At 66.8% G+C, this 18,529-nt stretch carries 20 protein-coding genes; all 20 read left to right on the top strand.

The features are described 5' to 3' along the window. Window positions 1–24 precede the first annotated feature (24 nt). The 20 genes from ACFV9H_RS16930 (at window position 25) to ACFV9H_RS16835 (ending at window position 18,491) form a co-directional block, all read left to right on the top strand. Window positions 25–1,503, top strand: a complete 1,479-nt coding sequence (locus ACFV9H_RS16930) for a phage portal protein (protein WP_385398483.1) — start codon at window positions 25–27, stop codon at window positions 1,501–1,503. Then, window positions 1,500–2,585, top strand: coding sequence for a hypothetical protein (locus ACFV9H_RS16925; RefSeq protein WP_385398481.1), 1,086 nt, complete (start codon window positions 1,500–1,502; stop codon window positions 2,583–2,585). The genes ACFV9H_RS16930 and ACFV9H_RS16925 overlap by 4 nt, the downstream gene beginning before the upstream one ends. 2 nt (window positions 2,586–2,587) lie before the next feature. Further along, on the top strand, window positions 2,588–3,097 hold the full coding sequence (locus ACFV9H_RS16920; protein WP_385398479.1) for a hypothetical protein: 510 nt from the start codon (window positions 2,588–2,590) through the stop codon (window positions 3,095–3,097). 73 nt (window positions 3,098–3,170) lie between these two features. Next, a complete protein-coding gene (locus ACFV9H_RS16915) occupies window positions 3,171–4,223 on the top strand; it encodes a hypothetical protein (protein ID WP_385398477.1) in 1,053 nt (350 codons plus the stop codon). Between the two features lie 67 nt (window positions 4,224–4,290). Continuing rightward, on the top strand, window positions 4,291–4,755 hold the full coding sequence (locus tag ACFV9H_RS16910) for a hypothetical protein (RefSeq protein WP_385398475.1): 465 nt from the start codon (window positions 4,291–4,293) through the stop codon (window positions 4,753–4,755). 5 nt (window positions 4,756–4,760) lie between these two features. Beyond that, on the top strand, window positions 4,761–5,090 hold the full coding sequence (locus tag ACFV9H_RS16905; protein ID WP_385398584.1) for a phage head-tail adapter protein: 330 nt from the start codon (window positions 4,761–4,763) through the stop codon (window positions 5,088–5,090). Then, entirely contained in the window at window positions 5,090–5,509 is a 420-nt protein-coding gene (locus ACFV9H_RS16900) for a hypothetical protein (RefSeq protein ID WP_385398473.1), read from the top strand. Before ACFV9H_RS16905 ends, ACFV9H_RS16900 begins: the two co-directional genes overlap by 1 nt. Further along, entirely contained in the window at window positions 5,509–6,003 is a 495-nt protein-coding gene (locus ACFV9H_RS16895; protein ID WP_385398471.1) for a hypothetical protein, read from the top strand. Before ACFV9H_RS16900 ends, ACFV9H_RS16895 begins: the two co-directional genes overlap by 1 nt. Window positions 6,004–6,026: 23 nt before the next feature. Next, window positions 6,027–6,770: a hypothetical protein gene (locus tag ACFV9H_RS16890; RefSeq protein WP_385398469.1), complete on the top strand. Its 744-nt coding sequence runs from the start codon at window positions 6,027–6,029 to the stop codon at window positions 6,768–6,770. A 120-nt stretch (window positions 6,771–6,890) separates the two neighbouring features. Continuing rightward, window positions 6,891–7,214 (top strand): phage tail assembly protein, encoded by a 324-nt coding sequence (locus ACFV9H_RS16885; protein ID WP_385398467.1) that lies wholly within the window; start codon window positions 6,891–6,893, stop codon window positions 7,212–7,214. Between the two features lie 125 nt (window positions 7,215–7,339). After that, a complete protein-coding gene (locus ACFV9H_RS16880; protein WP_385398465.1) occupies window positions 7,340–7,600 on the top strand; it encodes a hypothetical protein in 261 nt (86 codons plus the stop codon). Between the two features lie 3 nt (window positions 7,601–7,603). Beyond that, window positions 7,604–10,906 carry a hypothetical protein gene (locus ACFV9H_RS16875; RefSeq protein ID WP_385398463.1) on the top strand — a complete coding sequence of 1,101 codons (3,303 nt, stop codon included), beginning with the start codon at window positions 7,604–7,606 and terminating at the stop codon, window positions 10,904–10,906. Window positions 10,907–10,981: 75 nt separating this feature from the next. Further along, on the top strand, window positions 10,982–11,767 hold the full coding sequence (locus ACFV9H_RS16870) for a phage tail family protein (RefSeq protein ID WP_385398461.1): 786 nt from the start codon (window positions 10,982–10,984) through the stop codon (window positions 11,765–11,767). A 3-nt stretch (window positions 11,768–11,770) separates the two neighbouring features. Further along, window positions 11,771–12,973: a siphovirus ReqiPepy6 Gp37-like family protein gene (locus ACFV9H_RS16865; RefSeq protein ID WP_385398459.1), complete on the top strand. Its 1,203-nt coding sequence runs from the start codon at window positions 11,771–11,773 to the stop codon at window positions 12,971–12,973. A 1-nt stretch (window position 12,974) separates the two neighbouring features. Further along, the gene (locus ACFV9H_RS16860) at window positions 12,975–13,280 is read left to right on the top strand and encodes a hypothetical protein (RefSeq protein ID WP_385398457.1); all 306 of its coding nucleotides are present in this window, start codon (window positions 12,975–12,977) and stop codon (window positions 13,278–13,280) included. Window positions 13,281–13,282: 2 nt separating this feature from the next. Next, window positions 13,283–15,460, top strand: a complete 2,178-nt coding sequence (locus tag ACFV9H_RS16855; RefSeq protein WP_385398455.1) for a glycerophosphodiester phosphodiesterase family protein — start codon at window positions 13,283–13,285, stop codon at window positions 15,458–15,460. A gap of 70 nt (window positions 15,461–15,530) precedes the next feature. After that, on the top strand, window positions 15,531–16,802 hold the full coding sequence (locus ACFV9H_RS16850) for a tail fiber domain-containing protein (RefSeq protein WP_385398453.1): 1,272 nt from the start codon (window positions 15,531–15,533) through the stop codon (window positions 16,800–16,802). Then, complete coding sequence (locus ACFV9H_RS16845; protein ID WP_385398451.1) at window positions 16,802–17,155, top strand: DUF2746 domain-containing protein; 354 nt, start codon at window positions 16,802–16,804, stop codon at window positions 17,153–17,155. The genes ACFV9H_RS16850 and ACFV9H_RS16845 overlap by 1 nt, the downstream gene beginning before the upstream one ends. Before the next feature lie 71 nt (window positions 17,156–17,226). Continuing rightward, window positions 17,227–18,279, top strand: coding sequence for a peptidoglycan-binding protein (locus ACFV9H_RS16840; protein ID WP_385398449.1), 1,053 nt, complete (start codon window positions 17,227–17,229; stop codon window positions 18,277–18,279). Further along, a complete protein-coding gene (locus tag ACFV9H_RS16835; RefSeq protein WP_385398447.1) occupies window positions 18,276–18,491 on the top strand; it encodes a hypothetical protein in 216 nt (71 codons plus the stop codon). The genes ACFV9H_RS16840 and ACFV9H_RS16835 overlap by 4 nt, the downstream gene beginning before the upstream one ends. The last annotated feature ends 38 nt before the right edge of the window (window positions 18,492–18,529 follow it).

Genomic DNA, 18,529 nt, shown 5'->3' with positions numbered 1-18,529 from the left:
GTGTGACCAGAAAGGTGGTGAGGCATGGCCGACACCAGCCCAGCATCGCTGGCGAAGGAACTCCTCGCCATCCTCGACCGTGACGCGGATCGACTCCAGCGGATCGACAACTACATCCACGGCAAGCATGACGACCCGTACATGCCGCCCCAGGCGGATGCGGAGTACAAGCTGCTCGCGCAGCGGGCCGTCTCCAACTGGATGCCCTTGCTCATCGGTACGCCGGCCCAGGCTCTGTACGTGGATGGCTACCGGCCCGGCAAGCCGGAGGCGGGCCTTCCCCAGGCGTCCTCCTCGTCGAGCGTGCAGTGGTCCCACTGGCAGCGCTCGCGCATGGACGCCCGCCAGGCCGCGGTCTACCGCGGTGCCCTCGGTTTCGGTCACTCCTTCGTACTGACGGAGAAGACCGCGAAGGGCGTCATCTCGAAGGGGCTCTCGGCGAAGAAGACCGCGGCCCTGTACGAGGACCCGGCGAACGACGAGACGCCGTACGCCGCACTCACGATCGTGTCGAAGCCAAGGAGCGAGACCCCCGGCAAGGCCCGGATGTGGGACGGCAAGTTCGAGTACGCCGTCACCTACAAGTCGCTGACCGATCCCGACTCGGTCAAGGTCAGCGCCCTCCGGCGGCACGGCGCGAGCGAGTGTCCGGTGACCCGGTTCGCGTCCTCGGTCGATCTTGAAGGACGCACCATCGGCGTCATCGAGCCGATGATCGCGCTCCAGAACCGCATCAACCAGACGATCTTCGATCTGCTGGTCGCACAGACCTACACCTCACACGAGGTGCGGTACGCGACCGGCATGGCGCCGCCTCTTGTGATGGAGCTGCTCGACGAGGCTGGCCAGGTCACCACGGACCCCGCGCTCGCGGTCGACAGTCGGCCCAAGCTCGACGCGGCAGGCAACCCGATCCCGGCTGCGATCAACCACAATGCCAGGCGGTTCCTGTTCGCAGAGGACCCGGACGTGAAGTTCGGTTCCCTGCCTGCTGGCCCGATCGGTTCGCTGATCGACTCGGTGGACATGAGCATCCGGCACCTGGCCGCGATCTCGCAGACCCCGCCTCATCACCTGCTGGGTCAGATCGCGAACCTCTCCGCCGAGGCCCTTCTCGCCGCCGAGACTTCACTGAGCCGCATGATCGCGGAGTTCCGGAGCATCTTCGGCGAGGCGTGGGAGCGGGTCTTCCGCCTGGCCGCCGAGCTCGAAGGTGAGACGGCCGCGGCCGACGACTACTCCGGCGAAGTCCAATGGCGCGACATGGAGTCGCGTTCGCTCGCGCAGGCCGCTGACGCTCTGGGCAAGCTCGCCGCGCAGCTCGGCATTCCTCTCCGCGGTCTGTGGAAGCGAGTGCCCGGTGTCACGCAGACCGAGTACGAGGACTGGGTGGAGATGGCCGAGGAGGATGACTCTGTCGGCCAGCTCGCTACCGCTCTGACTCGGGCGACTCCCGGCGCGAGTACGACCGCCCCGCTCTCCAGTGAGGCGGTCGCCGCGTGACCGGCCCGGCCCACCAGGCCGAGGCCGATCGTGCAGCCGTCGCATTCCAGGTGGCCCTGACCCAGATCGGGGCAGGGACCATCACGGATGCGCTGGCGCTGTGGCAGGACGTCCCGGCTGCGAGTCGGGCGTCGACCGCGGGCTCCTGGCTGAAGCGGGCCATCACGATGGTGATGACCAGGCGGCGCATGAGTCGCGATCTGGCCCGCGCTTACTACCGCTTGGCCCGCGCGTTGAGGACGGGGACGACCGTCGCCGATCCGTACCACCCTGAGCCGACGTACATCACGCTGGACACCTTGCGTCGGGAGTTCGCAGACCTGGCTGGAACCGCTGAGAGCCCCCAGGAGGGGCGTGCAAGTGATTCCGAGACCAACACCCCAAGTCCCTCCTCGGAGGCCGCGACCGGCGAGCCTGGGGAAGCCTCCGAGGAGTCTGAGGACGAGGAAGCCGATCGGATTCTCGTCGAGGAGCTTGAAGGTCTGCGCGAGGAAGAGGAGCGGATCGAGCGGGAAGCGGAGCAGGAGCTCCGCAGCGCGCTGGAAGCCCTTGGGCCCAACAATCTCCAGAAGAAGGTCGACAAGATCGACGGCGCCCGGAGTGCCGACGAGGTCGACAAGCTTCGAGAAGAGGCCCACCAGCAGGCCGGCGCCCGGCAGGCCGCAGCCGCGGAGCGTATCGCAATGAACGGTGGACGCTCGACTGTCTGGAACCACGCACAGCGCGACCGCAGGGCCCTTGGCTACATCAGACTTTCGCGCTCAGGCACCCCTTGCGGGTGGTGCGCGATGCTCATCTCTCGTGGACCTGTCTACCGCTCACGCAGCTCGGCTGAGTACGCGGACGGCGACAAGTATCACGACAACTGCCACTGCTACGCGGAGCCCGTTTTCTCCCGCGAGCAGTACGACAGCTCGTCTGCGTACGAGCTGAACCGCCGGTACGAGGAGCTGTGGCCCAAGGTCACGCGCGGCCTCACCGGCAAGGCGGCTGTGTCCGCCTGGCGCCGGTTCATCCGGCAAGAACAGAAGGCCGCAGCCCAGGAGGCTCGGCGATCCACAACGAGCGTCCAGGAGGCGTGACAGTGCCCGAGCAGGAAACCACCGAGACCACCACGGAAGAGACCGTCGAAACGCCCCCGGAGGGCGAGACCCCCGCGGGTAACGAGACGACCTCGACCGAGGAGCAGCCCGAGGAAGTGCCGGCCGCGGTCCTCCGCAAGGAGCTGACCGACGTCCGCGCCGAGGCGGCCAACTACCGCGTCAAGCTGCGTGAGGTCGAGGCGAAGTTCGCCAACGCCAAGACGCCCGAGGAGTTCGAGGCTGCGGTCTCGGAGCTGAAGGCGCAGAACGAGGCGCTGGAGCGACAGATCCTGCTCAACAACGTGGCGGCGAAGTACGAGCTCCCCGCGGCCCTGGCCAAGAGGCTCACCGGCATCACGCCGGAGGAGCTGGAGGCCGACGCCAAGGAGCTTCAGAAGCTCGTCGCTCCCGCCACACCCGAGTCGCTTGGTGGTGGCCTCGACCCCGAGGTCGACTCCGACGACCTCGACCCGGTCAAGGCCGTTCAGGCAGCCCGCCGCAACCGCTACTGACCGCCCCTTCTGGCCAAGTGTGCAAGTGACGCACGCCAAGCCTCCCCCTTCCTACCGACAGGAGTAACAACCCGTGGCCGAACACGTCATTGTCAAGCCCGAGAAGATCGCCGCGACCGCGGCGGTCGCTCTGGAGCAGGCTCTCGTCGTCCCCGCGCTCTTCCAGCGCGAGGGCATCGATCAGTACAAGGGCTCCGCGAACGACACCATCAACGTCAAGGTGGAAGGGGTCCTCCCCTTCCGCACGTACGGATGGCGCAACAACCGCAGCTCCCCGATCACCTTCGACGAGTACGCCGAGAAGACCGTCGCGGTCTCCTTCGGCGGCAACATCTACAGCGCCGTCAAGCTGACCGACGAGCAGCGCGACTTCGACCTCAACGGCTGGGCCAAGCTCATGACCAAGCAGACCGAGGCCATCGGCCGCGGCCTGGAGCGCGGCGCCGTCGACACCCTGAAGAACCAGACCTACGCCGTCACCCTGGGTGGCTCGGTCGACGCTGACGGCGCGGGCCCGGGTACCGCGGTCCGCTCCCTGCGTAAGACCCTCATCAAGGCGCGGGACATCCTCAACAAGTTCATGATTCCGAAGGCCGGTCGCGTCCTCCTGGTCGGCTCCGACTGGGAGATGGCGCTCCTCGGCGACCCGGATCTGAACCTGGCCTCCAACGTCGGTGAGGCCGAGGCAGTCTCCTCCCTGCACGAGGCCACGATCGCCCGGCGCTACGGCTTCGACATCGTCGTCTCGCAGGAAGTCGCTCCCGACGCCGCGTACGCGATGCACCGCTCGGCGTTCATCTTCGCGACCGGCGCCCCGAGCGTCCCGGCGTCCGTGACCGGCGGCTCCGCCTCCGCGAACGGCGTGGCCATCCGCTGGCTCCAGGACTACGACGCGAACTACCTGACCGACCGCTCCGTGGTCAACACCTACAAGGGCTTCCGCTCCGTCAAGGACCAGCTCCTGGGTGTCGACGACGTCAGTGGCCAGGCTTTCGTCTCCGTGCACGAGCACTTCGTCCGGGCGATCAAGCTCGACCTGGACGCGACGGTCGACGTCCTGCCGACCGGCTCCGCCCCCGCGGCTGTCGAGCTGACCGCCATCACGGGCGTCGGCAACGCGGCCTGATCGGCTCAGTGAGTGGGGCGGGTTCCCTCGGGGGCCCGCCCCTCCCCGTGAGTGAAGGAGAACCATCTTGGCGAACTTCGCCACACTGGCAGAGCTGCAAGCCCGCCTCGACTGGACGCTCGACGCTGACGAGGAGCGCATCGCGAACTCGGCCTTGGAGGACGCCTCCGACCTGGCCAGCCACTACGCAGGCCGCGACTGGCCGGCGGGCGCAGCCCCTCGCATGGTCAGGACGATGGTCCTGAAGGCGTGCAAGCGGTACATGGACAACCCCTCCGGCTACACGCAGTCCCGAGCAGGCGACGAGACCCTGGGCTGGAACGACACCCAGGGCGAGAACGCGGGCACTGTCCACTTCACCAACGAGGAGCAGAAGCTTCTTGCGGGCATCGGCGGGCGCAAGCCCGGCCTGGTCTCCGTGCAGGTCTCGGCCTGGAACTCGGTACGCCGGCCCGTGACGGCCGGCCTGGTCCCCGTTGATCCGCCCGGCGCGGACTTCCCGTTCTTCGCGGACGAGGTGGAGCCCTGGTGACCTCGATGCAGCGCAGGCGCGGCCAGATCGCGCTGGTCTGGAAGTCGAAGACCATCATCGACAACCGCGGCAATGCGGTCGTGGTCGCGGACGCGGACGGCCCTCACGCAGTGCGCGCCGCATTCATTCCGCAGCGCTCGGCGAAGGCTGAGGTGCCCGGCCAGCAGGTCATCAACATCACCCGCATGATCGTGGAAGCCCACCTCGACGGCGTCGAGCTCTGGTCCCGCGTCGAGGCGATGGGCAAGACCTGGGACATCGTGACGCCGCCGGCCTACCACCACGGCACCCGACAGACACGGCACTGGTCCATCGACATCCGCCAGAGGCCCTGATGGCGCGCATCTACCAGAAGGTGGGCAGCAAGAACATCGAGGAGTTCATCGCCCTCAACGATGGAGTCGTCCACGAGCTGGACAACCGGACCTTTGAGATCGCGGTCCGAGCCGAGACGTACCTCCAGGAGCACCAGGACTACGAGAAGGAGATCGAGGAGGAGACCGGCGTACGCGCTGATGGTCACTCCTTCATCGACATCGAGCGCGGAAAGATCGACCGCTACGTCGTCCTCAACGACGAGCGCGGCCAGAACGCGGCTTTGAGCATCGAGTACGGCCGCGACGCCTACGAGGTCGAGCGCACTGACAAGGACGGCAACACACGCACGATCCAGGTCGGCGCCATGCCCGGACTCTACGTCCTCGCCCGCGCGAGCAACCTGCCCAAGAAGCGGAAGGGGCGGGTGAATCCCTGATGGCCGGACTCCCCGCCCACATCAAGGCGATGGCCGAGCTCTCGCCCGTCGAGGATCTACTCCTGCCCATCTTGCGCGAGGGGCTCCCCGGCATCCCGGTGAGCTCGCTCATCTCGGCCAACCAGACGTTCCCTCTCGTACTCGTCCGCCGCGGCGCCTCCTTTGGGGAGCACGCGGGCGACACCCGCTTCACGGACTCGGCGCAGGTCTCCATCCAGACGTTCTGTGCCGACCCGAACGGCGACGAAGACGCGGCGATCCTCGCCGAGGCTGCCCGCGTCGTACTCCGCGACGCCTGGCTCAGCCAGAAGGTCATCCCGGGACGCGGCCACCTCACGCGAGTGGAGCTCTCCTCGGCTCCTCGCCGCGTCACGGACTGGGCGACAGCCGCAGGGCCCGTTCAGTACGCCGACCTCCCCACGGGCGTGTGGCGCTACGAGTCGATCTACCAAATCGACATCCGCAAGCCGCGCATCCGCCCCTACCCCGTCTGATCTCTCAGCAAGGAGACGCCTTCGTGCCCATCAACGACAATGCCACTCTGGTCATCGGTAGTGGTAACTACTTCACCGCGCCGGCCGGAACCGGCATCCCCGAGAACCTCCTGGTCCCGACCACCCCCTGGGCGAGTGTGGGTCACACCAGCCTGGAGGACATCTTCGGCATCACGTCCGAGGGTGGCGAGGCCACGGTCATCGGGACACTCCAGAACAAGAGCCTGCGCACCAAGTACAGCGCCCGCGTGGAGCAGATGACCTTTACCCTCCAGCAGTTCGACACGGCGGGCCTGAAGCTCTACTACGGCTCGAACGCGCCGATCCTTTCGGACGGCAGCGTCGGCGTTCCGACCGAGCCCGAGCCGACCATTTCGGCTTTCCTCGCGGTCTTCGTGGACGGCGAGAACCACTTCGCGTTCTACGCTCCCAAGGCTGAGATCTACCGGGCCGACGACCTCGCGCTCGCGGACACCGAGTCCCTCGCCGGCCTGCCCCTCGGCGTCAAGCCTCTCGCCTACGGCTCCAACGCCTGGACCTACGCGGTGACCCCGCTGGGCGGCGGTGTCGTGGCTACGGGCGCTGTCGCCGGCACGCCCGGCTCCTTCACTCCGAGCGGCGCCACGGCCCCGGCCAATCTCGCCGCGCTCTCCGCCGTGATCGCCTCGCCGACCTCGGCCTGGACCACGGGCCAGCGCGTCGTCCTCGGCGACGCCTCGACCGCCCACTGGGACGGCGACTCGTGGGAGACCGGCTCGGCGGCCTGATCCTGAACTCCCCTGGTGTGCAAGTGATGCGGACCTCTTGCACGCCAGGGGGCTCCTTCCGGAGCTCTTCCTGAATGTCCGCGCCCCCTTCCCCAACAAGCACAGGAGGTCCGCACCCCCATGGCCAGTTACACCCTCGACGACATCCGCGCCGCAGCCGAAGCGAAGTACGGCGCGACTGAGATCAACTTCGGCGACGACGTCTGCCGGCTGCTCAACCCGCTCCGCCTCCCGAAGGAGAAGCGCGCTGAGCTCCTGGCGATCCAGGACCAGCTCGACGGCGAGGATGCCGACCAGGAGGAGGTGCTGGTTCAGGCGATCCGGCTCGTCGCAGAGTCGCAGGCCGCCGCGAACAAGCTCCTGAAGGTCGTGGGGTCCGACCTTGCCATCCTCGCCCAGATCTTCGAGACGTACGGGCAGGGCACCCAGGCGGGGGAAGCCTGAGCCTCGCCCGGCTCGTAGACGACTACGGCGAGGGCCTGTACCCCGACCTGCTTCTCCACTACGGCGTCGACCTCACCGAGGTCATCGCGGGTCGGGGTCCGGCCCCCTCTCTGGTCCTCTCACTGGTGCAGAGGCTTCCGGACACAGCACTGACCATCGCCCTCGCGTCGGGCGGCAGGGAGCACTTCGGTTGGGGCGTCGACCGCCACCTGGCCGCAGACCTGTATGACGCGCTCAACCAAAACACGCGGGCAAGTGGCCAGTGGGGCAAGAAGGGCGCCCCGAAGATCCCCGAGTACCCGCGCCCCAAATCGAAGCCGAAGTGCACGGGCCCGAAGAAGGCCAAGTCCGTCGCCGACATCTACAAGGTCTTCTCACGGAGGTAGTCCATGCCCGCAGGGCAAGTGATCGGGCGTGTGTCGGTCAAGGTTCTCCCGGACACATCCGACTTCCGCCGCCAGGCACAGAAGGATCTCGACAGGATCGAGAAGACGCTCAAGCTCACCGTCGCCACCAAGGTTGACATGAGCGGCGCGTCACGTGAGTACCTGGAGCAGTTGCGCATCATCAACCAGCGCAACCGCAACATGGACTCCAGGAAGATCCGCTTCCACGCGACGATCTCCAAGGACGGGATGACCCAGGCGGTCTCCAAGGCTGTCCGGGACCTGCAAGACAAGGCGAAGCAGAGCAAGATCAAGTTCAAGGTTGACGACGTCGAGGTCACTGGCGACATCAAGCTGAAGCTCGATCAGCAGGCGGCCGACGACGCCAAGGACGCGATCGAGCGCTGGAAGCGGGACGTCAGCCCCGTCGAGGTGCCGGTCAAGCTCGACTTCGGGACCGCCGCAGCCGCCGCGGTCTCCGCGCACATCGCGGTCCTGACCCGGCCTCGCACCGTGCAGATCCTCCCCAAGCTGAACAACACGGCGGTCGCCGCGGTGGCGACGTCCCTGGCGGCCCTCTCCGGAGCGCGCGTTCTGAACAGCATGTTCGAGCGGCTGGGTCGCACGCTGAAGAACCTGGACAAGACCGTGCCGATCATCGGCATGCTGGCCACGGCCATCGCCGGCCTCGCAGGCTGGGGACTGACCGCGGCGAGCAACCTGTTCGCCCTGTCGTCGTCCCTCGCTCAGATCGGGCCACTCGCCCTCCTCCTCCCCGGCCTGCTCGGCGGAATGGCGGTCGGACTCGGCGTCACCATCGCCGCGTTCAAGGATTTCAACAAGATCCTCCCCGAGGTCAAGGGCAAGCTCTCCGAGCTCCAGAACGCCATCTCAGAGAACTTCTGGGCGAAGGCGAAGGAGCCGATCCGCGAGCTGGTCGACGGGCTTCTGCCCAAGCTCAGCACCGGCTTCAGCAACGCGGCCACCGAGATCGGCGGCTTCTTTGGTGCGTTCGCCAGCGATCTCCAGGGCGCGCTGGACCCCGCGCTCGACCAGATGTTCACGGACCTCTCCGCTTCCATCAAGGTCGCCACTGGAGGCACCCACGCCTTCGCGGGCATCATCACGACCCTTGGCCAGGTCGGCACTTCCTACCTTCCCGAGCTGGCCAGCTGGTTCGTCTCCATCAGCGAGCGGTTCGACACCTTCCTCAAGGCGGCGCAGGCAGACGGCCAGCTGGACGGCTGGATCAAGACCGGCATCCAGAACCTGAAGGATCTGGGCGGCGTCCTGTCGAACCTCGGCGGCATCTTCGCGGGCATCTCCCGCGCGGCCACGGAAGCCGGCGGCTCCACCCTCGGAATGCTGAACGACACCCTCGCAGGTGTCCACAAGGTCGTCGACAGCCCCGGCTTCCAGACCGGCCTGTCGGCCGTCTTCGAGGCAGCCCACACCGCGATGTCCAACATTGCGGACGTCTCCGGGCCCGCGGTGAAGAACCTGTTCATCACCCTCGGACAGCTCCTGACGTCGATCTTGCCGCAGGTCGGCACAATCATCGGCACCGTCATCGGCTCCATCTCTGCCGCGCTCGCGCAACCCGCGGTCGTGCAGGGCGTTCAGTCGATGTTCAACGGCATCCAGGTGGCAGTCCAGGCCCTCGCCCCCGCGATGGCTCCGCTCAGCCTGGCTCTCGGCGCCCTGATGAACGTCATCTCGACGTTCATGATGATGCTCGGCCCGCTCGTCTCGGCCGCGCTCATACCGCTCGGGCAGGCGTTCACTCAGCTCGCTCCGATGATCAGCCCGATCATTACGCTGCTTGGCGGCACTCTGCTCGGCATCTTTCAGCAGCTCACGCCAATCATCGCGAGTCTGGTTCCGGTCGTCGGCACTGCGCTCGGTGCCGCATTCCAGCTCCTGGGCACAATCCTCCCGGTTGTCGCCCAACTGTTCATGCAGATCATGCAGGCGGTCGCCCCGCTGATCGCCCAGCTCGTCACTGCGCTGGTCCCGATCATGGCGGTCATCGCCCAGGTCGTGGCTCAGGTCATCTCGGCGGTCATGCCGCTCGTCGCGATCCTGCTGAACATCATCACGGCGATCATCACGCCGCTGATCCCGATGATCCAGACGATCGTCGAGCAGTGCCTGCCTCCGCTCGCCGACGCTTTCACCCGCGTCGCCGAGGCTGTGCAGCCTCTGCTTGCTGCGCTCCTTGCGGTCATCAACTTCCTCATGCCGGTCTTGGTCCCGATCTTGCAGTTCATCATCGAGATTCTGGTTGGCGCACTGACCGCCGCAATCAACGGCGTGGCCCTGGTGCTCGAAGGTCTCGTGATGGTCTTCACCGGCGTGTGGGACTACATCGTCGGGTATTTCACGATGGTCTGGGGCATTTTCGAGGGCCTGTTCACGGGCAACTGGGACACCTTCAAGGAGGGCTTCAGTCGGCTCTGGTCCGGCATCGTGGACATGCTCCACGGCATCTGGAACATCATCCTCGGCGCGCTCGAAATCTTCTTCAGCGTCGGCATCCTCGGCATCGCGGGCAAGGGCTTGAAGGCGATCGGCCAGTTGTTCAAGTCGGGCTGGACGGCCGTCAAGGAGATCGGCGAGTCGCTCTGGGCGTCAATCGTCTCTCGGTTCGGATCATTCCTGACGACTCTGCGAGACGCCCCCGGCGCCGCGCTGAGCGCGATCCTGCGGTTCTTCCGTGGGGCGTGGGACGACATCAAGTCGGCCGTATCGCAGGCCGGTGAAGCGATCGTCAACTCCGTCAGGACTCACCTCGGCAGTGTGGGCACCTTCTTCAGCGAACTGCCCGGCAAGATCCTCGGCTTCCTCTCCGGCTTCGGGTCTCTCCTGACCGACGCCGGCAAGCGCCTGATCCAGGGCCTGATCGACGGCATCTCCGGGATGATCGGCAAGGTCAAGGACAAGCTGAAGAACCTGACCGACATGCTGCCCGACTGGAAGGGCCCGGCGCACCGAGACAGCATCCTGCTGCGGGACGCGGGCAGGCTCGTCATCGACGGCTTCATCAACGGCCTGGAGTCCAGGTACGACGCGGTCCGCAAGTCCCTCCAGGGACTCACCGACGACGTCGGCTCGACGGTCATCAGCGCTCCCGCGATCAGCCAGTTCAACGCCGCCGGAGTCAACGGCGCCCTCGCCGGCATGGACGCTTCCTCGATCGGGGGTGGCGCACGAGTTCTCAACTACTACGCAGCCCCCGGCTCTTCGCTCGGCTCCGAGGAAGACCTGTTCACGGCTGCCACCCGAGCACGAATGGTGGGTTGGTAACAGATGGCGAAACTCCTACTGGAGAACGGCCGGGACACTCTGAATCTCAACGAGGTGGCAGAGGTCGGAACGGGGATGCAGGCAACAACTGGCGTGTCCGGTCTGGGCCTGCCCCCCGTCTCGGTCCGTTGGCTCGAAGGGGCCGGCGATGGCGCGGTGTACCGCGGCAGGCGCGTCCTGGCGCGCGACATCGACATCCCGCTCGACATCGTTGGGCGGGACCGCAACCACCTGAAGCAGCTCACGGTCCGGCTGGCGAAGATGCTCGCCGGACCGTGCAGGCTACGCATCCTCGAAGACGACGACACCGACTGGCACACAGACGTCGTCCGTGTCGGCGGCGGGCAGTACATCTACGGTGCCGACACCATCGGCAACAAGGATCTCCAGACGGTGATCACGCTCCGGGCGGGCGATCCGTACTGGACGAGCTCACGAGCCTCACAGGCGACGGTCGGTGCCGTCGTTGGCGGAAGCGCGTTCGTGTCCTCCTTCCTGTCCATGCCCGTCGCCTCCTCGCAGGCGATCGGCTCCATGACCCTGGAGAACACGGGCGACGCAGTCGCCTACCCCGTGTGGACCATCGTCGGCCCGGGTGACAGCTTCCTCGCCGTCTCCCCGGCCGGCGAGCGGCTGAAGTGGGACGGCGAGCTCCTCGCCGGACAGCAGCTCACCATCGACACCCGCAAGGGAACGGTGGTCGACCAGTCCGGCGCCAACCGCTACGCGGAGCTCGACACAGCCCCCCGCTTCTGGTCCATCGAGCCTGGCGTCTCAACCGCCGAGGCCAGTCTCCTGAACGTCACAGCGGCCTCGAAGATCGTATGCACCTGGCGACCTCGGAAGTGGATGGTGGTCTGACAGATGAAGATGACAGACCTCACCGTCGAGGTCCGCAACAAGCAGCTCGAACGCCTGGGTGTCATACGCCCGGAGGAGCTGGTGCTGGAGCTGGAGGATGCGTTCAACAACGTCGGAACCTGGAAGGTGACACTCGCCGCCGAGCATCCGCTCGCCGACGAACTGCGCCTTCCAGGCTCCGGCCTGATCATCACCGGCACCACGGACGTGCTCATGTCCGGCCCCACCACAGCAAACGAGTACGCAGCCACCCCCGAGGACCCGGGCGGCTCCATCGTCTTCAGCGGGATCAGCGACACCTCGATCCTGCTCGACTACCTGGCCTACCCCCAACCGTCCAACGTTGACCCGACAAGTCAGACGGAGTCACACGACGTCCGCACCGGCAAGGCCGAGAGCGTCATGCATGCCTACGTCAAGGCGAACGCGGGCGCGGACGCGCCGGTCTCACGGCGTAAACCGCGTCTGACGACGGGGGCCGATCTGAGCCGCGGTCCAACAGTCACCAAGAGCGCCCGTTTCCCCGTGTTGGGCACCCTGATCTCGGAGCTCGCCCTCCTGGCGGACCTCGGTTTCCGGATCGTCCAACGCGATGGCGACCTGGTCTTCGAGACCTACGCCGTCACCGACCGCACGGCCTACATCCGGCTGGACGTACAGAACAACTCGCTCTCCGGCTCGCGCGTCTCGATCGGCGCCCCCGGCGCCACTCGCGTGATCGTGGCCGGCCAGGGCGAGATGGTGAAGCGGAACTTCCGCGAGGTCACCACCGTCGAGTCGCTCGCCGTCGAGTCCGAGTGGGGCCGACGCATCGAGGTCTTCCAGGACCAGCGCAACACCAACGACGACAAGGAGCTCGACCAGTCCGGCCTGGAGCTCCTCGCCGAGCAGGGTTTCACCGCAATCGGCGTGCAGGCCGTCCCCGCCGAGGACAGCTCGATGGAGTTCGGCAAGGACTGGGGCATGGGCGACCGCGTCAGCGTCGTCGTGGACGACCACGAACTGACGTCAACAGTCACCGGCATGGTCTTGAAGGCGGACAGCGAAGGCTTCCGGCTCGGCGCCCTGCTCGGCACGACCACCGGCTTCAGTGCCGACGCGAAGACGAATCAGCGAGTGCAGAACACGGAGAAGCGCATCAGCGAGCTGGAACGCAACGGCAGCGCCGGCGGCGACGAAATCATGCAGATCATGAAGGTGTGGTGACGTGGCAAGTACAAGAGCGAAGGCGTTCAGCCGAGGCGTAGCCCCAACTGCCCAGACCACGGTCTACACCGTCCCCGCCGAGGGGCAGGCCATCGTCACGAACATCGTGTGCACGAACACCACGAGCGCGGCGATCGGCATCACCGTGAAGCTCGACTCCTTCTCAATCCTCAGCAGCGTGGGCGTCGCACCGCACGGTGTGGTCGCCCTCGACATCACCCAGCCCATCGAGGCCGGGGACACGATCCAGGTACAGGCAAGTGCGGACAACCTCGTCGTGCACATCAGCGGAGTGGAGGTGAGCTGACCTTGAGCATTTCGATCATCCCGCTCCCGGCAGAGTCCGGCACGGTAGGCGCCCCCGGCCCCTCGGGCATGGACGGCGTGGACGGCCTCGACGGCAGCAAGATCTACACAGGCTCAACCACGCCCTCGTCGGGTACCGGCGTGGACGGCGACTTCTACATGCAGGTCACGCAACGCACGGACCTCGGCGTGCAGTCGACCTCGCTGTACGTCTGGAAGAAGACCGGCTCAACATGGGCCATCCAGGGCGACGTCATTCGAGGTGCCCGATTCCTCCAGACTCCGGTCGGTATTCCCAGCTCGACCGGCGTCGCAGGAGACATGGTGCTCCGCACCGACACCGGCAACATCTACCAGCACAACGGCACCGCCTGGGTGAACGTCGGCAACCTGAAGGGACCGACCGGAGCCACCGGGGCTACCGGCCCTGTCGGTCCCCGCGGTGACGCAGGAGCGACTGTGCACACCGGGTCGAGCACGCCCTCGACAGAGCTCGGCGTGGACGGCGACCTCTACATGCAGACCACCGAGACGACGTATCTCGGAGTCACCAGCACGACAGTCAACCACTGGCTGAAGAGCGCGGGCGCGTGGGCCAAGATCGGCAATGACGTGCGCGGCGCGGCCTGGTACGTCAGCGCTACCTCAATCTCCAGCGCAACCACCAAGCCCGGTGACCTGGCCCTGCGGACGGACTCGGGCAACCTGTTCCAGCGAGGCGAGTCCAACTGGGGCGACCCCATTGGCAACCTGAAGGGTCCCGCCGGCCCGGCAGGCCCTACGGGGCCTCGCGGCCCCGCCGGTCCCGCTGGCGCCGAGACGCCGGTCGTCACTGTCGCCGACATGTTGGCCGAGAGCAGCTTTTACATCGCGCACCGCGGCTCCGGCTGCGAATACCCCGAGCACACGATGGCGGCGTACGAGTCCATCGTTGCGGCCGGCGCGAAGTACATCGAGGTCAGCGTCAACATCACCGACGACGGCACCCTCGTCTGCATCCACGACACCACGCTTGATCGCACCACCAATGCCACAGGTCCGGTCTCCAGCCGCCCCTACTCCGACCTTCGCGCCAACGTCCGCACGGACCTGCCGGAGCTCCTGGGCCCGAACACCACGGGCGAACGGCTGCCGACCCTGCGAGAAGTGCTGGACCGCTTCATCGGCAAGGTCGTGATCTTCCTGGAGGCCAAGTCCAACCAGGCCGTCGACCCGATGCGTAACATGCTCGTCAACTGCTACCCCAACTTTGAGCAGTCGGTGATCTTCAAGGCGTACTACACGTCAGGAGTGTTCGCCTGGGCCAAGTCGGTCGGGATGACCACCTGGGGGTATGTAGACGCGGGCACCACGGACGCGCAGGCCGATACCTACGGTGCGAACATCGACATGTGGGGCCTGCCGTACGACATGACCGACGTCCGCATGGCTGCCTTCGTCGCGCGCGGCAAGCCCTGCATCTCCTGGGAGGTGCACCGCAGGTCCGAGGCGGCCCGCCTGAGCGCGCTCGGCGTCAAGGGCAAGATGTCTGCCCAGTGGCTCTACCTCACCCGGAACACCCCGTTCGGCACCAGTGACAACTTCGCCTCGAAGGTGAAGTCGCCGGGCATGATCGGGCTCGCCGGCTACGACACCAACTACACGCCCCGCTGGGCCGCTGACGGTTCGATCTACTTCGAGAACCCGACGAACCGCACCCTGCTCATGGGTCGGATCTCGAACCCGACTCCCCCGGCGAGCTACAAGATTCAGTTCGACATGAAGTGGGACGTGCTCCCGACTGCGCTGATCCACTCCGGGATCGCCTTCGGCAAGGTCGCTGACGACGAGTACCGCTTCTCGTTCGCCAACCCGAGCGGTGGCTACCACATCGTCATGCGAGCGAGCGGCAACCTCCAGCTCTACTCACACACGCAGGGCCTTACAAGCGGCACCATGCTTGCCCAGTCCCACCCGGGCACCGTTCCACCTGAGCTCGTCCCCGTGGCGGGTCAGTGGATGAGCTTCGAGGTCGAGGTCACCGCGACCCAGGTCATCGTTCGTCGAACCGATGTGGCGTCGACCCCGGTGACCATCACCTCGAACAACACGACGCACAGAGGTGGATACATCCACCTCTCCACCGGCTCGGTCGTCACTGCCTCGCAGTCCCCGCGCTGGCGCAACGTCAAGGTCATCTGACCCCGCACACGTCGAACCCCCTGACGCCTCGCGCTCAGGGGGTTCCTCCACTTCAGGAAGGAACCCCTCAGTGGCTCAGAGCTCCTACCCCTTCGATGGGCAGACCACCAGCGAGACCCAGTACAGCCAGTTCTTCCGGGAGCTTCAGGACAACGGCGTCTGCGCCGACCCCTTGCAGTCGGACCTGAAGGTCACTGGCGACGGCTCGGGCATGAACGTCAAGGTCCAAGCCGGCAAGGCGATCGTTCGCGGACACGCCTACGCTTCGACTGCGGTCGAGACCCTGACCATCGCGGCTGCTGACGCGAGCCCGCGAACCGACCGTGTCATCCTGCGCCTCGACCCGGCCGCAAACTCGATCGTGCTCGCAGTCATCAAGGGCACACCGGGCGGCGGAATCCCGACCCTGGCCCAGTCCGACACCGGCACTTACGAGATGGCTCTGGCGAACGTCTCCGTGGGCGCCAGCGCTACCACGATCCTGGCTGGCGATGTCACTCAGCAGCGCCGCTTCATCGGCAGCCGCATCGGCGTGTGGAGCACCAGCCTCCGACCGACGACCCCGCGACAGGGTCGACTCGGCTTCAACGTCGATGCGAATCTGTGGGAGTTCTGGGATGGCAGCACCTGGAAGGATCTCGCGCCGACCGTCACGTGGTCGACCATCACCGGCAAGCCGACGACCTTTCCGCCGAGCACGCACACCCACCAGGCCCCGACGTGGGGCGACGTGACGGGCAAGCCGACCACGTTCAACCCGGCGCCGCACTTCACGTCGTGGGACGAGATCGTCAACCAGCCCGCGACCTTCCCGCCCTCGACGCACTACCACGACTGGAACAGCATTCAGGGCAAGCCGTGGACCTTCCCCCCTGATGGCCACACTCACGGCTACCTCGAAGCAGGAGACACGATCTCCTGGGCCAACGGCTCAAAGCAGCCCCACGCCCGAGGCGTCTCGGGCTCTGGCACCTACTACGCGGTGTGGGTCCGCGGGGACGGCGGTTTCTGCCGCAACACGAGCTCGATCAAGTTCAAGGAGAACGTCCGGGACTTCGAGATCGAGCCCGAGGGCGTGCTCGCGCTCAAGCCGAAGATCTACGACCGCAAGGCCGAGACCAACGAGGCCGGCGACGTCGAACAGGGCAACAAGGACGAAGTCGGTCTCATCGCCGAGGAGGTCGCCGAACATCTCCCCTGGATCGTGAACTACCTCGACGGCGAGATCGACGGCCTGCGCTACGACCTGCTCGGCGTCGCGCTCCTGCCGGTCGTCCAGCGCCAGGAGGAGCGGATCAGGTCCCTGGAGGAGCGCCTGGCCGCGTTGGAGGCCAAGTCCTGATGACCAACCTCGCCCTCGAACCCAGTGTGCAAGTGGCGCTCGTGACGGCCGGAAGTGCCATCGCAGTCGCCTTCGTTGGTGTGGCCGCCGAGTTCATGCGTCGCCAGGCCCACGCCCTTGGCGAAGTGCGCGAGCACGTGCAGGAAGCACGCGACCAGGTGGCCAACACGCATTCGACGAACCTGCGCGACGACCTGGACGCGGTGGCCCATCGCATTGATCGGGTCCTCGCGCTCCAGGTGCGGCACAGCGAGGACATCGCCGCCCTCCGTACGGACATCGCCCACGAACGCCGCGAGCGCCTCGCCGTGGCCGAACGTCTCGACGACCACGTAGCGGCCACCACCGTCTGACCCACCCACCCCTGAAGGCCCTGTCTCCACGCGAGGCGGGGCCTTCGGCGTTCCCCCTGGAGGTACATCCCTTGTCCGTCTCGATCGTCTCCCGCTCCGAATGGGGCGCCAAGCCCTGGAACGGCACCCCCAGCTACGTCAGCCTCAGCCAGCGCACCGAGTTCTTCGTCCACTACGACGGCGGCGACCACGTCAATCGAACCGGCAACTCGGTCCCGCAGGCGATCGAGCGCGGGCACCTCGGCCAGGGTTGGGCCGGCATTGGTTACAACTTCGTCGTCGACCAGGACGGCGTCGCCTTCGAAGGCCGCGGGTGGACGCTTCAGGGTGCCCACTGCCCCGGCCACAACGTGAGCGGCCTCGGCGTACAGATCGCGATCGGCGGCGACCAGCAGCCTTCGGCGAAGGCCCTCGCAACTGCTCGCGCGCTCTACGACGAGGCGTGCCGAAAGACCGGCCGCACCCTGGCGATGAAGGGGCACAAGGATGGCTTCGCGACGGCCTGCCCCGGCGGCCCGCTGTACGCGTGGGTCAAGGCGGGCATGCCGGCTGACGGGTACGAGTCCGGCCCCAAGCCGGAAGAGCCCGCGGCCTGGGACGGCGCCTTCCCCGGCGCGAGCGCGTTCGTTCTGAGCAAGAGCCACCCGGCCGTGACCCTGCTCGGCCAGCGGCTGGTCGCCCACGGCTACGGCTCGCACTACAGGGAGGGCCCCGGCCCGACCTTTGGCGAGGCCGACCGATCGGCCACCGAGGCGTTCCAGAGGGCGCAGGGCTGGACTGGATCGGACGCTGACGGCTACCCCGGCGCCGAGACCTGGAAGCGGCTCCTGGTTCCCCCGAAGCAGGCGCCCGCCCCGGCGCCTTCGAGCATCGTCGCGCTGAACCCCGCGGTGAAGCCGGGCGTCCGGCACGCGCAGGTCCAGGAGCTCCAGCAGCTCCTGATCAAGGCGGGCTACGGCCCGATCCCCGGCGCGTACAGCACCTACTACGGCCGGGAGACCCAGAAGGCGGTCGCCAGGTTCCACAACAAGAACCCCCAGTACCGCGCGGCCGGCACGTCGTACGACCCGGCGATCGGCAGGCGCGGCTTCGTCGAACTCCAGAAGGAGGCAGGACGCAGGTGAGCAGGCACGCGAAGGTGAGCTCGAAGGGGCTGGGCGTCATTGCTCGGGCCCTACCCACGAAGTACGAGAGCAAGACTGGACTGGTCGCATCCGTCCTGGGCGTGGCCCTGTCGGTGGCCGCGGTCGTCGCGACCGACTACCCCGAGGTGGCTGTCGCCCTCCAGGCGCTGACTGCCTTCGGGTTCGTCGAGCAGTCCAGCTCGGAAGAGTGAAAGAAGCCCCCGCGGCACGTGGCCAGCGGGGGCTTCTC

It is taken from the genome of Streptomyces sp. NPDC059874, from assembly GCF_042731135.1.
Lineage (GTDB): Bacteria > Actinomycetota > Actinomycetes > Streptomycetales > Streptomycetaceae > Streptomyces.
Note: the sequence above shows the minus strand (reverse complement) of the source record. Positions and strands in the feature narration are given on the sequence as shown.

Bases quoted from the DNA above. Each gene is read 5' to 3' on its own strand.
- ACFV9H_RS16930 (WP_385398483.1), top strand. From the start codon at position 25: ATGGCCGACACCAGCCCAGCATCGCTGGCGAAGGAACTCCTCGCCATC.
- ACFV9H_RS16905 (WP_385398584.1), top strand. From the start codon at position 4,761: ATGCAGCGCAGGCGCGGCCAGATCGCGCTGGTCTGGAAGTCGAAGACC.
- ACFV9H_RS16900 (WP_385398473.1), top strand. From the start codon at position 5,090: ATGGCGCGCATCTACCAGAAGGTGGGCAGCAAGAACATCGAGGAGTTC.
- ACFV9H_RS16895 (WP_385398471.1), top strand. From the start codon at position 5,509: ATGGCCGGACTCCCCGCCCACATCAAGGCGATGGCCGAGCTCTCGCCC.
- ACFV9H_RS16885 (WP_385398467.1), top strand. From the start codon at position 6,891: ATGGCCAGTTACACCCTCGACGACATCCGCGCCGCAGCCGAAGCGAAG.
- ACFV9H_RS16875 (WP_385398463.1), top strand. From the start codon at position 7,604: ATGCCCGCAGGGCAAGTGATCGGGCGTGTGTCGGTCAAGGTTCTCCCG.
- ACFV9H_RS16870 (WP_385398461.1), top strand. From the start codon at position 10,982: ATGCAGGCAACAACTGGCGTGTCCGGTCTGGGCCTGCCCCCCGTCTCG.
- ACFV9H_RS16865 (WP_385398459.1), top strand. From the start codon at position 11,771: ATGAAGATGACAGACCTCACCGTCGAGGTCCGCAACAAGCAGCTCGAA.
- ACFV9H_RS16845 (WP_385398451.1), top strand. From the start codon at position 16,802: ATGACCAACCTCGCCCTCGAACCCAGTGTGCAAGTGGCGCTCGTGACG.